Origin of the sequence: Aquariibacter albus (genome assembly GCF_014145335.1) — a bacterium.
Lineage (GTDB): Bacteria > Pseudomonadota > Gammaproteobacteria > Burkholderiales > Burkholderiaceae_C > Aquariibacter > Aquariibacter albus.
In genome coordinates this window covers 807,763-819,847 of the sequence record NZ_JACIVI010000001.1, presented here as the reverse complement: position 1 = coordinate 819,847, position 12,085 = coordinate 807,763, and the positions used below count along the sequence as shown (strand labels likewise).

Annotated in this window: 15 protein-coding genes; 6 read left to right on the top strand and 9 right to left on the bottom strand. The window is 74.1% G+C overall.

Going from position 1 to position 12,085, the window contains the following annotated elements; genetic code table 11:
- Positions 1 to 53 precede the first annotated feature (53 nt).
- Both hslO and H4F90_RS03675 read right to left on the bottom strand, forming a co-directional pair.
- Positions 54 to 1,022 carry an Hsp33 family molecular chaperone HslO gene (gene hslO, locus H4F90_RS03680; RefSeq protein WP_182661573.1) on the bottom strand — a complete coding sequence of 323 codons (969 nt, stop codon included), beginning with the start codon at positions 1,020 to 1,022 and terminating at the stop codon, positions 54 to 56.
- A 3-nt stretch (positions 1,023 to 1,025) separates the two neighbouring features.
- Positions 1,026 to 1,586 (bottom strand): gamma carbonic anhydrase family protein, encoded by a 561-nt coding sequence (locus H4F90_RS03675; RefSeq protein ID WP_182661571.1) that lies wholly within the window; start codon positions 1,584 to 1,586, stop codon positions 1,026 to 1,028.
- A gap of 114 nt (positions 1,587 to 1,700) precedes the next feature.
- On the opposite strand from H4F90_RS03675, the gene H4F90_RS03670 reads away from it, so the two are divergent.
- Positions 1,701 to 2,570, top strand: a complete 870-nt coding sequence (locus H4F90_RS03670) for a ferritin-like domain-containing protein (protein WP_182661569.1) — start codon at positions 1,701 to 1,703, stop codon at positions 2,568 to 2,570.
- 19 nt (positions 2,571 to 2,589) lie between these two features.
- Here H4F90_RS03670 and H4F90_RS03665 read toward each other — a convergent pair whose 3' ends face one another.
- The 5 genes from H4F90_RS03665 to mltG are packed head-to-tail and all read right to left on the bottom strand — an operon-like array spanning position 2,590 to position 6,705.
- Positions 2,590 to 3,393 (bottom strand): TatD family hydrolase, encoded by an 804-nt coding sequence (locus H4F90_RS03665; RefSeq protein ID WP_182661567.1) that lies wholly within the window; start codon positions 3,391 to 3,393, stop codon positions 2,590 to 2,592.
- A 30-nt stretch (positions 3,394 to 3,423) separates the two neighbouring features.
- Positions 3,424 to 3,867: a PilZ domain-containing protein gene (locus H4F90_RS03660; protein ID WP_182661565.1), complete on the bottom strand. Its 444-nt coding sequence runs from the start codon at positions 3,865 to 3,867 to the stop codon at positions 3,424 to 3,426.
- Positions 3,864 to 5,033, bottom strand: coding sequence for a DNA polymerase III subunit delta' (gene holB / locus H4F90_RS03655; RefSeq protein WP_182661563.1), 1,170 nt, complete (start codon positions 5,031 to 5,033; stop codon positions 3,864 to 3,866). Before holB ends, H4F90_RS03660 begins: the two co-directional genes overlap by 4 nt.
- Before the next feature lie 17 nt (positions 5,034 to 5,050).
- Entirely contained in the window at positions 5,051 to 5,698 is a 648-nt protein-coding gene (gene tmk / locus H4F90_RS03650; protein ID WP_182661561.1) for a dTMP kinase, read from the bottom strand.
- Positions 5,695 to 6,705, bottom strand: a complete 1,011-nt coding sequence (gene mltG, locus H4F90_RS03645; protein WP_235972029.1) for an endolytic transglycosylase MltG — start codon at positions 6,703 to 6,705, stop codon at positions 5,695 to 5,697. The genes tmk and mltG overlap by 4 nt, the downstream gene beginning before the upstream one ends.
- Positions 6,706 to 6,830: 125 nt before the next feature.
- Between mltG and ygfZ the strand changes: the two genes are divergently transcribed.
- The 3 genes from ygfZ to H4F90_RS03630 are packed head-to-tail and all read left to right on the top strand — an operon-like array spanning position 6,831 to position 9,069.
- Positions 6,831 to 7,841: a CAF17-like 4Fe-4S cluster assembly/insertion protein YgfZ gene (ygfZ, locus tag H4F90_RS03640; protein ID WP_182661557.1), complete on the top strand. Its 1,011-nt coding sequence runs from the start codon at positions 6,831 to 6,833 to the stop codon at positions 7,839 to 7,841.
- Positions 7,838 to 8,161, top strand: a complete 324-nt coding sequence (locus H4F90_RS03635) for a DUF4936 family protein (RefSeq protein WP_182661555.1) — start codon at positions 7,838 to 7,840, stop codon at positions 8,159 to 8,161. The genes ygfZ and H4F90_RS03635 overlap by 4 nt, the downstream gene beginning before the upstream one ends.
- Positions 8,152 to 9,069 carry an NRDE family protein gene (locus H4F90_RS03630; RefSeq protein WP_182661553.1) on the top strand — a complete coding sequence of 306 codons (918 nt, stop codon included), beginning with the start codon at positions 8,152 to 8,154 and terminating at the stop codon, positions 9,067 to 9,069. The genes H4F90_RS03635 and H4F90_RS03630 overlap by 10 nt, the downstream gene beginning before the upstream one ends.
- A 12-nt stretch (positions 9,070 to 9,081) precedes the next feature.
- Here the strand turns inward: H4F90_RS03630 and H4F90_RS03625 are convergent, their stop codons facing one another.
- Positions 9,082 to 10,101 (bottom strand): asparaginase, encoded by a 1,020-nt coding sequence (locus H4F90_RS03625; RefSeq protein ID WP_328700814.1) that lies wholly within the window; start codon positions 10,099 to 10,101, stop codon positions 9,082 to 9,084.
- A gap of 154 nt (positions 10,102 to 10,255) precedes the next feature.
- On the opposite strand from H4F90_RS03625, the gene lexA reads away from it, so the two are divergent.
- Together lexA and H4F90_RS03615 are read left to right on the top strand one after the other, a co-directional pair.
- On the top strand, positions 10,256 to 10,936 hold the full coding sequence (gene lexA, locus H4F90_RS03620) for a transcriptional repressor LexA (protein ID WP_182661549.1): 681 nt from the start codon (positions 10,256 to 10,258) through the stop codon (positions 10,934 to 10,936).
- 11 nt (positions 10,937 to 10,947) lie between these two features.
- Positions 10,948 to 11,208 (top strand): hypothetical protein, encoded by a 261-nt coding sequence (locus H4F90_RS03615; protein ID WP_182661548.1) that lies wholly within the window; start codon positions 10,948 to 10,950, stop codon positions 11,206 to 11,208.
- Positions 11,209 to 11,285: 77 nt separating this feature from the next.
- Here the strand turns inward: H4F90_RS03615 and phbB are convergent, their stop codons facing one another.
- Positions 11,286 to 12,032 carry an acetoacetyl-CoA reductase gene (gene phbB, locus H4F90_RS03610; RefSeq protein ID WP_182661546.1) on the bottom strand — a complete coding sequence of 249 codons (747 nt, stop codon included), beginning with the start codon at positions 12,030 to 12,032 and terminating at the stop codon, positions 11,286 to 11,288.
- Positions 12,033 to 12,085 lie beyond the last annotated feature (53 nt).

Below are 12,085 nucleotides of genomic sequence, written 5' to 3'. Positions count from 1 at the left end.
CTGGTAAACCCGAGGCAAAACGGCTGTCAAGGCCGTTTTTGCACCATTGAGGTTCATTGAGGCCGACCGCTGACCGGTGGCTGGTCGCGTTGCGGCACGAAGAGCTCGCCCACGTCGACCGCGTCGAAGCGGTACTGGGCACCGCAGAACTCGCAGCCCACCTCGGCCTCGCCGCGCTCGGCGATCAGGCCGTCCATTTCCTCGCGACCCAGGCTGCGCAGCATCGCGCCGACGCGCTCGCGCGAGCAGCGGCAGGCAAAGCGCGGCGCCCGGTCGCCGACCAGGGGCTCGAAGCGCCGCAGGTCCTCTTCCCAGAACAGACGGCGCAGCACGGTCTCGGCGTCCAGGGTCAGCAGTTCCTCGGGCGTCAGCGTCGAGGCCAGGTGCGCGATTCGGGTGTAGGCCTCGCTCAGGCCGATCGCGTCCTCGCGGGCCGCGCGCTCCAGATTGCCCTCGCCTTCCACCGGCAGGCGCTGGATCAGCAGGCCGGCCGCCAACTCGCCGTTGGCCGCCAGGATCAGCTTGGTGTCGAGCTGCTCGGACTGCAGCATGTAGTGCTCCAGCACCTCGCTGAGCCGGTGCAGCGGCTCGCCACGGTCGCCGTGGAGCGGCACCACCCCCTGGTAGGGCTGCTGGCCGGGCAGGCGGTCGGCCGGGTCCAGGGTGATGGCGCAGCGGCCCTTGCCTTGCGCATTGACCATGGCCGGCAGGCCCGCGTCGGGTGCCAGCTCGCCTTCGAGCGTGGCGGTGGCACGGAATTTCAGCTCGGGCTGCACCTCGACCACGGCCAGCTTGACCGGCCCGTCGCCGTGGATCTGCAGCACCAGCGCGCCGTTGAACTTCAGGTTGGCCTGCATCAGCACGCCGGCTGCGGCCAGCTCGCCGACCAGGCCCGTCAGCGGCGCGGGCCACCCCCCCGCGGCCGCGCGCCGGGCCTGAAGCGCCTGCCAGCCTTCGGTCAGGCGGACGAGCATGCCGCGCACCGGCAGGCCCTCGAAGATGAATTTGTGCAGTTCGCTCATGGCTCAGGCGGGTTTGAAGCCATCGTCGCCGGCGGCCGGGGCGTCGATGCGCTGCAGCCCCTCGCGGAAGCGGCGGCCGCGGTCCACGTAGGAGGCCGCCGAGCGTGCCAGCCCGGCCTGCTCGGCCTCGCTCAGGGGCCGCACGGCCTTGGCGGGCGAGCCCAGGATGAGCTGTCCCGCCTCGAAGACCTTGCCTTCGGTGACCAGCGCACCGGCGCCGACCAGGCAGCGCGGGCCGATCACCGCCCCGTTCAGCACCACCGCCTGGATGCCGACCAGCGCCCCGGCGCCGATGCGGCAGCCGTGCAGCATGGCCTGGTGGCCGATGGTCACGCCCTCCTCGATCACCAGGGGATGGCCGACGTCGGTGTGCAGCACCGCGCCTTCCTGCACATTGCTGCCCGTGCCGATGGCGATGGGCTCGTTGTCGCCGCGCGCCACCACGCCCGACCAGACGCTGCCCCCTGCGCCGACGGTGACCGCACCGATCAGCTCGGCGCGCTCGGCCACATAGGCCTCGGGGTGAACCTGGGGCTCCCGCCCCTCGAATCGGTACAAGGCCATCGCCGCACAATCTCCGCACGCGGCCTGACGCCGCGCAAAGCCCGGATTCTAGAGAGCCGTCCTGCCCCGGCGGCCCCGGCGTCCCCAAGCCCGTCCTGCCTGCCGTCCCAGCCCATGCCGTCGGATGCCTCCGCCGGGGCCCTGCCCGCCCCGCCTCCTGTCGAACTGCGCGAAGCAGCCCGCCACGCCTGGGCCGAGCCCGATCCGACCCGCAAGGCGGCCCTTGCCCGCGCACTCGCCGAGGCCGCCGCAGCCGGCCGGCAGCCGCTCGACACGCAGGCGCGGCTGCTCGCACCCGCCGAGCGCCCGGGCCAGCCCGAGCGGCCCCGCCTGGTGCCGCCCAAGGACGTGCCGCAGCGCGCCCTGAGCACGCCGGCCGGCCGCGCGGCGCTGCTGCATGCCATCGCGCACATCGAATTCAATGCCATCAACCTGGCCCTCGACGCCGCCTGGCGCTTCCCGGGGCTGCCGCCCGCCTTCTACCGCGACTGGCTGCGGGTGGCCGGCGAGGAGGCCCTGCACTTCAGCCTGCTGGTCGAGCACCTGGCTGCGCTGGGTACGGCCTATGGCGACTTCGATGCGCATGACGGCCTTTGGCGCATGACCGCCGCCACCGCCCACGACCCGCTGGCCCGGATGGCCCTGGTCCCCCGCACGCTGGAGGCCCGTGGCCTGGACGCGACCCCGCCGCTGCAGGCCAAGCTGGCCCGGGCGGGGGACGCCGGCGCCGTGGCCATCCTGGACGTGATCCTGCGCGACGAGATCGGCCACGTCGCCGTCGGCAACCGCTGGTACCGCCACCTTTGCGCGCTGCAGGGCCTGGACCCGGTGAGCACCTACCCGACCCTGGTCGCACGCTACAAGGCCCCGCGGCTGCGCGGGCCCTTCAACTTCGAGGCGCGCGGCGCAGCCGGCTTCAGCGCCGAGGAACTGGACGCGCTGGCCACGGGCGCCGGGGCGGACGCAGGCGCCGCAGGCGGCTGAGGCCGCCCGCCCGCCAGACTCAGGCCGGCACCGCCTCGGGCAGGCCGAAGAGCGCGCGGGTGTTGGCCCGGCTCGCCTCGGCCACGGCCTCGACCGACAGGCCCTTGAGCTGGGCGATCTGTGCGGCCACATGCGGCACATAGGCCGGCTCATTGGTCTTGCCGCGGTAGGGCACGGGCGCGAGATAGGGGCTGTCGGTCTCGATCAGCAGACGCTCCAGCGGCAGCGCGGCCGCCACCTCGCGCAGTTCCCGGGCGTTCTTGAAGGTCAGGATGCCGGAGAAGCTGATGTGGAAGCCCAGGTCAAGCGCGGCCTCGGCCACGGCCTGGCTTTCGGTGAAGCAGTGGAAGACGCCGCGCAGCGGGTGGGCGCCGGGGGCGGCGGCTTCCTCGCGCAACAGGGCCAGCGTGTCCTCGGACGCGCTGCGGGTGTGCACGACCACCGGCAGGCCGGTGGCGCGCGCGGCGCGCAGGTGCACGCGGAAGCGCTCGCGCTGCCAGGCCATGTCGGCCACGCTGCGGCCGTCGAGGCGGTAATAGTCCAGGCCGGTCTCACCGATGGCAACGATCTTCGGCCGCGCAGCCAGCGCCAGCAGGGTGTCGAGGTCGGGCTCGCGCACTCCCTCGTTGTCCGGGTGCACGCCGACGGTCGCAAACAGCTGCGGATGCTGCGCGGCCAGGGCCTGCACCGCGTCAGCCTCTTCCAGCGTCGTGCAGATGCAGATGGCCTGCTCGACCCGGGCGGCACGCATGGCCTCCAGCACCTCGGGCAGGCGCTCGCGCAGGCCGGGGAAATTCAGATGGCAGTGGGAATCGATGTACATCGTGCGGAGCCGCCGCGGGCAGCCCGGGAATCAGAGCGTCTGGGTCGGCTTGGACGAGGCCAGCAGGGTGCCGAGGATCTCCTCGATGCGGATGCGCAGCGCACGCCCCGGGTCGTCGGCCGGGAAGGCGATGCCCACCCCCTGGGTGCGGCCGCCCGGCGCCCGCGGGGGCGTGATCCAGGCCACGGGCCCGCAGAGGCGGCGGGGCTGAAGCTCGTCGGGAAGGGTCAGCAGCAGCGTGAGCATGTCACCCAGCCGCAGCGGCCGGGTGGTCGGCACGAAGATGCCGCCCTCGCTGAGGAAGGGCAGGTAGGCCGCGTAAAGCGCTGGCTTGTCGCGGAAGACCAGCTGGATGGCACCGGGCTGCAGCGTGCCGTGCAGGGTCAGGGCCTCGGGCAGCGGGGCCAGGCCGGACAGCAGGGTGCTCGGCGCTTCGCGCTCGGGTGCCGGGGGCTGGAGGGGCTCGCCGCTCATGGCCGCGAGTTTAGGGGGGGTGCCGCCGCCGCGTCGGCCAGGGCCTGCCGGGCTTCCGCGAGCAAGGCCTCCAGCGCCAGCGCGGCATGCCAGGGGTGCTCGGCCTGGCGGGCCTCGCGGCGCAGGCTGCGGGCCCAGTCGCTCAGCACCCGCAGGGCCTGGGGCGAGCCACCGGCCGGCCCCAGGCTGTCGGCCGGGAAGAAGCGCGGGGCGGCGCCCAGCACCCTGCGCATGCGATCGTGGCAGAGCTTGGCCAGGGCGTCGATCAGCAGCGGCAGCGGCAGCTCGGCCAGTCGCGCACTGCGGCCGGCGCGCACCTCGGCCGGCAGCTCGCGCCAGAGGGCGGCATCCAGGCCCTGCCCGGCGCGGGCCAGGGCCTCGAAGGGCGCGCCGCCGGCGGCGGCCAGCAGCAGGCCGGCGGCCTCGGGCGACTGGCCCTGGCCTTCCAGCCAGGCCTGGGCCTGCTCGGCGGGCGGCAGGCCCAGGCGCAGGCTGCGACAGCGGCTGCGCACCGTGGGCAGCAGGCGCTGCGGCGCCGCGCTGCTGAGCAGGAAGCGAAAGCGCGGCGGCGGCTCCTCCAGCGTCTTCAGCAGGGTGTTGGCCGCCACCGCATTCATGCGTTCGGCCGGATGCACCAGCACGATCTTGGCCCCGCCGCGGGAGCTGGTCTGCTGCGCGAAAGCGACCGCACGGCGCAGGGCCTCGACGCGGATCTCGCGGCTGGGCTTGCGGCTGGACTTGCCGCCCCCCTCCTCGGCGGACGGAGCGGCCTCGGCCTCCTCGCCGCTGCCCCAGCCCAGCTCGCCCTGCAAGGCCTCGGGCAGCAGCAGCAGCAGGTCCGGATGGGTGCCGGCGCGCAGGGTCTGGCAGCCGGGGCAGTGGCCGCAGGCGCGGCCGGCGGGCCGGGCGGGGCCGGGCGCGGTCTCGCACAGCGCGGCGGCGGCCAGGGCCACCGCCAGCTCGTAGCTGCCGACGCCGGCCGGGCCGTGGATCAGCAGGGCCGGCGGTTCGCCCAGGCCCTGGGCCTGGGCGAAGGCCGCGTCGAGCCAGGCCGGCAGCTGCCCGCCGGGCAGGCCAAGCGCCGCGCCGGCCGGGGCCGCTGCAGCCTCGGGCCGTCCGGCCGCCGGGCGTGCGGCGCGGGCGGTGGACCGCGATGCCGTGGCCATGCCGGGGCGGGCCGGGCTCAGAGGCCGCGCGCTTCGAGCACGCGGGCGATCTGGGCGGCGACGGCCTCGCGCGGCGCATCGGCCTCGATGCGGGCGAAGCGCTGCGGCTCGGCCGCCGCACGCGCGGCATAGCCGTCGCGCACCCGGGTGAAGAAGGCCTGGTCCAGGGCCTCGAAACGATCGGGCGCACGGGCGCCGGCCAGGCGCTCGGCGGCGATCGACGGCGCCAGGTCGAACCAGAACGTCAGATCGGGCTGGCGCAGCTGGCCGGGTGCGTCGACACGGGCCTGGACCCAGCTTTCCAGCGTGCGCAGCAGCGCCAGGTCGAAGCCCCGGCCGCCACCCTGGTAGGCGAAGGTGGCATCGGTGTACCGGTCCGAGAGCACGACGGCGCCACGCGCCAGCGCCGGCTCGATGCACTGCTGCAGGTGGTCGCGGCGCGCGGCGAAGACGAGCAGGGCCTCGGTCAGCGGGTCCATGGCCTGGTGCAGCACCAGCTCGCGCAGCGACTCGGCCAGCGGCGTGCCGCCCGGTTCACGCGTGCTCACCACCTCGCGGCCCGCTGCGCGGAAGCGCTCGGCGATGCCGGCGATGTGGCTGGACTTGCCGGCACCATCGATGCCTTCGAAGCTGAGGAAGAGTCCGGTCGGAGCGGGCTGGCTCATGGGCGGGGGGCAGAAGAGGCGGGGGGAATCGAGGCCGGTCGCGACGCGGTCGGCGCGAGCTGGAAGCGCCGGACGGCGCGATTGTGCGCGTCGAGGTCGGCACTGAATTCGCTGCTGCCATCCCCGCGGGCGACGAAGTAGAGCGCGGGCGTGGCCTCGGGCTGCACGGCAGCGCGCAGGGCCTCGCGGCCGGGCAGCGCGATCGGCGTCGGCGGCAGGCCGGCCCGGGTGTAGGTGTTCCAGGGCGTGTCGGTCTCCAGGTCGCGGCGGCGCAGGTTGCCGTCGAAGGCCGGGCCCAGGCCGTAGATGACCGTCGGGTCGGTCTGCAGCCGCATGCCGATGCGCAGGCGGTTGACGAAGACGCCGGCGACGCGGCCACGGTCAGCGGGCTGACCGGTCTCCTTCTCGACGATGGAGGCGAGGATCAGGGCCTCGTCGGCACTGCGCAAGGGCAGGTCGGGCGCGCGGGCAGCCCAGGCCTCGGCCAGCGCCTGCTGCATGGCGCGGTAGGCGCGGCGCAACACGTCCAGATCGGCGCTGCCGCGGCTGTAGGGGTAGGTGTCGGGGAAGAAGCGGCCCTCGGCCGGCTGGCCGGGCGCGCCGAGCGCGGCCATCAGCGCGGCCTCGTCGAGGGCGGCGGTGTCAGGCCGCAGGGCCTCGGCGGCGGCCAGGGCGGCACGCATCTGGCGCACCGTCCAGCCTTCGCCGATGCGGACGGTGGCCAGTTCCTCCTCGCCCCGCACCATCTTGCCGAGCAGCTCGGCGCCGGTCGTGCCGCGCGCGATGGCGTAGCTGCCGGCACGGATGCGAGCGGCCTCGCCCGACCAGCGGAAGCCCTCGTACAGCAGGCGGGCCGGCAGCTCGACGCCGGCCTCGGCCCAGGCCCGTGCGACCTGCTGCGGGCTGCTTCCAGGCTCGATGCGCAGCTCGACGCGTTCGGCCGCCAGCGGCAGCGCCCCGTGCTGCCAGGCCTGCACGGCCAGCGCGGCGAGCAGGGCCGGCAACATCACCCCCAGCAGCAGCAGGATCAGGCCCGTGCGCCGCAGCCGGCCCCAGGTGGCCGCCGGAGGACTGCGGCGCAGGAAGGGCCGCAGCGGCCGGGTCGGGATCATCGGCTCATGATAATCAGGGCATGAACCTGCAAGCCCCTGCTGCTGCCGTCCAGCCTGACGGCGTGTTGCGCCTGCCCCGCACGGCGGTGATCGTCGCCGAGGGCGCCGACGCCGCGAGCTTCCTGCATGGCCAGCTCAGCAACGACGTGGCGCGGCTCGGCGCCCGCGAGGCCCGGCTGGCGGCCTACTGCTCGGCCAAGGGCCGGATGCTGGCCAGCCTGCTCGTCTGCCGCCCGGGTCCCGAGACCCTCTGGCTGGTGCTGGAAGCCGCCCTGCTGCCGGCCACGCTCAAGCGCCTTTCCATGTTCGTGCTGCGCGCCAAGGCCAAGCTGCGCGAGGGCAGCGGCGAACTGGCCGTGCTCGGCCTCGCCGGGCCCTCAGCCGCCCGGGCGCTGGCCGACGCCGGCCTGACGGAGACGGCCGCAGCCGACCAACCCGCCCGCGCCTGGGCCAGCGCCGCCGTCGACGAGGACCGTGCCCGCCTGCTGCGCCTGCCCTCGGCGCGCTCGGCGCCCCTGGCGGCCGACTGCCCGCGCGCGCTGTGGATCGGCCCGGCCGAGCGGGCCGAGGCCTGGCTGGCCGCCCATCCGGCCCTGGCTGCCGACACCTGGGACTGGCTGGAAGTCGCCAGCGGCGTGGTGCCGGTGCAGGCCGCGACGGTGGAGGCCTTCGTGCCGCAGATGCTGAACTACGAGCGGGTCGGCGGCGTGGATTTCCGCAAGGGCTGCTACCCGGGCCAGGAAGTCGTGGCCCGCAGCCAGTACCGCGGCACGCTCAAGCGGCGTGGCCAGCGCGTCGACGCCGAGGTCTCCCTGGCGGTGGGCGCCGAGGTCTACGCAGCGGACGACCCCGGCCAGCCGGCAGGCGTGGTGGCTGCGGCCGCACCGCGGCCCGATGGCGCCGGCTGGAGCGCGCTGGTCGAGCTGAAGCTCGCCGCCCTGGACAGCCCGGGCCTGCACCTGGGTGCCGCCGACGGCCCGGCGCTGCACCTGCAGCCCCTGCCCTACCCCCTGCCGGCCGAGGCCGAATGAGCCCCGCGGCCCCGCCGGGCGTCGAGCACTACCTCTATTACCGCGTGCCGGACGCCGCCGCCACCGGCCTGCGGCTTGCACTGCTGGCCGAGCAGGCAGCGCTCTGTGCCGCCCATCCAGGGCTGGAAGCCCGGCTGCTCGAACGCGTGGACCCCGCGGCAGGACAACGCACCTGGATGGAGATCTACCGCCGGCCCGGCGCCGGGGTGGAGGAAGCCCTGGCGGCGGCCATCGAGGCGAGGATGGCCGCGCACTGTGCGGCAGCGGGTGTGGGCGGCCGGCACCTGGAGGCCTTCCGCGCCCTGCCGCCATGTGCCTGATCGGCCTGGCGCTGGACGCGCACCCGCGTTTCCCCCTGGTCATCGCCGCCAACCGCGACGAGTTCCGCAGCCGCCCGACCCAGGCCCTGCACTGGTGGGCCGATCGCCCGCCGGGCGCGGTGCCGGTGCTCGGCGGCCGCGACCTTCAGGCCGGCGGCGGCTGGATGCTGCTCTCGCCGCAGGGCCGCCTGGCCCTGTTGACCAATGTCCGCGCACCGGCCTCGCAGCGGCCCGAGGCCCGCAGCCGCGGCGAGTTGCCGCTGGGCTGGCTGGACCACCCCGCCAAGGCCGAAGCCTGGGCCGCCGCCCATCCACCGGCGGCGCACAACGGCCACAACCTGCTGCTGGGGGAACTCGATCCCACCGGCCATGGGGCCGGCCGCTGGCATGCGCTGCAGGCCGGCCACGGCGCCTTCGCGCCCGGCCTGCAAGCCCTGGGGCCAGGCCTGCACGGCGTATCGAATGCCGCGCTCGACACCCCCTGGCCCAAGCTGCGCAAGCTCAAGGCCGCGATCGGCCAGGCCCTGGCGGCCACCCCCCAGCGGACGGCTGAGGATCGCCCCGACGATGGGCCGGCCGACCGCCTGGCCCGGCAGCTTTTCGCCGCCCTGGCGGACCCCCGTCCCGCCGATCCTGCCGAACTGCCGGCGACCGGCGTGTCGCCGGCGTGGGAACGCTGGCTCTCGCCCTGCTTCATCCGCACGCCGGACGGGCGCTACGGCACGCTCAGCTCCTCCGTGCTGCTGCTGGAGCGGCGCGCGGCCGGCAGCCGCCTGCTGTGGATCGAGCGCAGCCACGCGGCCGAGGCCGGCGCGCCCGCCCGCGAGCGGCGCATCACCTTGCCCTGGCCGCCCGGCCCGGGCGCGCTGCCCGCGGTGGAGGATGGGGCCGAGGCCGCGGCAGCCTGAGGCCGGCCTGGCTCAGCCGGGCCGCCGGCCGCCCGGCTGCGCCAGCAGGCGCAGCACCAGCTCGACCCGCGCCTGCCAGGGCGAAAGCGCGATGCAGGGCAGCGGCGCGTCGGGCGCCATCGGCCGGGCCAGATCGGCCAGCGGCTGGCCGCCGGCATCGACCGCCTCCGGATCGATCACCTCGCCCTCCGGCAGCCGGCTCGTGCGCCAGACCACGCAGCCCTGGGCGCGGGCCCGCGCCAGCGCGGCGGCCAGGCCCCGATGCAGGGTGCCGTTGCCGGTGCCGGCGACGATCAGGCCCGCCAGCGGCCGGCCATCGGCCGGACGGTGGGCGCAGAGGACATCGACCAGCGCGCCATCGGCATCGGCATGGCTGGCCAGCACCTCGACTCGCGGCCAGGGCGCGGGCGGCAGGCCCGCGGGATCCAGACCCAGCGGCGGTTCGTCGACCGGCACCGGCCCGGGCGGCGGCACGGGGCGGCGCAGGCGCCCCCCGTACAGCTCGCCCAGGCGGCCCTGCGGGCCGGGCGCGAAGGCCGAGAGACGCTGCGGATGCAGCTTGCGCAGGCCCCGCGGGGCCAGCAACTCGCCGCCAAAGACCAGGGCCACGCCCGGCGGCGCGGCCGGATCGGCGGCCAGCCGCAAGGCATCCAGCAGGTTCACGGGACCGTCGGCGCCCCGCGCGCTGGCCGGCCGCATCGCAGCCGTCAGCAACAGCGGCTTGCGCGGCGCCAGCACGCGGTGCAGCAGCCAGGCGCTCTCCTCCAGCGTGTCGGTGCCGTGGGTCAGCACCAGGCCGCTGACTTCGGGCCGCGCCAGCTGGGCGGCGCAACGTGCCAGCAAAGGCTGCCAGACCACGGCCCCCATGTCCTTGCTGTCGAGCTGCGCCACCTGCTCGTGCTCGATGGCCAGGCCCTGCAATTCGGGCAGCGCCGCCAGCAGCACATCCACCCCCTGCTGGGCCGCGCGGTAGACCAGGGGCTGGTCCGGCCGGTCGGCCAGGCCGGCGATGGTGCCGCCCGTGCCAAGCACGACGACCCGTGCATCTGCGGGGGGCCGTGTAGGAGCGGGGCTTGGCAAGTCCATCGAACTGGTTGAAACTACAGCCACTGGATGAAAAGACAGGGATCGAAAACCACATGCCGGGTGCCATGGCCCCGGGTGCTGCCGACCGAGGACCGCGCCAATGGACGACTCCCCCAAGCTCACGAACCGGCAGCAGCAGGTGCTGGCACTGATCCGCCGCGCCATCGAGACCACCGGCGCGCCCCCCACCCGGGCCGAGATCGCAGCCGAACTCGGTTTCCGTTCGGCCAATGCCGCGGAAGAACATCTCCAGGCCCTGGCCCGCAAGGGGGTGATCACCCTGCTCGGCGGCACCTCGCGCGGCATCCGGCTTCAGTCTGACACATTGCGCGCGATCCACGCCGGCCGCAGCAGCACGCCCGACGATGTCATCGCGACCCGCTACAGCGCGCTACGCCTTCCGCTGGTCGGCCGGGTCGCAGCCGGTCATCCCATCCTCGCGCAGGAGCACATCGAGCAGATCCTCGGTGTCGACCCCGCCCTCTTCGCCCGCCGGCCCGACTACCTGCTCAAGGTTCGCGGCCAGAGCATGCGAGACGTCGGCATCCTCGACGGCGACCTCCTCGCCGTGCAACGCGCCCACGAAGCCCGCGACGGCCAGATCGTCGTCGCCCGGCTGGCGGACGAAGTCACGGTCAAGCGCTTCCGGCGCGTGGCCGGCGGCATCGAACTGCTGCCCGAGAACCCCGATTTCCAGCCGATTCGCGTCGGGCCGGCCTCCGGCGACTTCGCGATCGAGGGCCTGGCCGTCGGCCTGATCCGCAACACCGTGCTGAGCTGAGGAAGACCGTGATGACGCCTGGACCCCTCCTGCCCCTGACGCCCACCCTGCCCGCACTGCCGCGGGCCACCAGCTTGCGCCGGCCGCTGACGCCCTTCCGCAGCGAACGCCATGCCGCTCCGCGGGCGGGGGCCAGCCGCACGGTGAGAATCAGTACCGACCCCTGCGACCCGCGCCGGGCCGTGATCGGCGGCACCATCGGCCAGGTCTGCGCGGCGCTTGAAGGCATGGTCGCGGTGGAAGCCATCGGCAGCCTGCCTCGCTGCGATTGAGGCCGTCCGGCTGCGCCCCCCATGAAAAAAGCCCGCGGCATCCGCCGCGGGCTTTTTGCTGAACAGGCCCTGAGGCCTCAGCCCATGTGCAGGCCGCCGTTGCAGGAGAAGTCGGCGCCGGTGGTGAAACCACCGTCCTCGCCGGCCAACCAGGCAATGACCGAGGCGATTTCTTCCGGCTTGCCCAGGCGACGCACCGGGATGCCGGAGATGATCTTGTCGAGCACATCCTGGCGAATGGCCGTGACCATGTCGGTGGCGATGTAGCCCGGGCTCACGGTGTTGACCGTCACCCCCTTGCTCGCCACTTCCTGGGCCAGGGCCATGGTGAAGCCGTGCATGCCGGCCTTGGCCGCCGAGTAGTTGGTCTGCCCGAACTGGCCCTTCTCGCCGTTGACCGAGCTGATGTTGATGATGCGGCCCCAGCCCTTGTCGAGCATGCCGTCGATGACCTGCTTGGTCACGTTGAACATGCTGTCGAGGTTGGTCGACATCACGGCGTCCCAGTCGGCCTTGCTCATCTTGCGGAACATGCCGTCGCGGGTGATGCCGGCGTTGTTCACCAGCACATCGACGGAACCATGCTCGGCCTTGACCTTGTTGAAGGCTTCGACGGTCGAATCCCAATCGGCCACATTGCCGGCCGAGGCGTAGAAGGTGTAGCCCAGAGCGGCCTGCTCGCCCAGCCACTTGTTGTAGTCGCGGCTCGGTCCGCAACCTGCGATGACCTTGAAGCCCTCCTTGTGCAGGCGCTGGCAGATGGCGGTACCGATACCGCCCATGCCGCCGGTGACGTAGGCCACCTTGCCGTTGTTATTGCTCATCGCGATGTCTCCTGGCTATGGGTTCTGAAACGAAGCCCGAGCACCGACCGCCG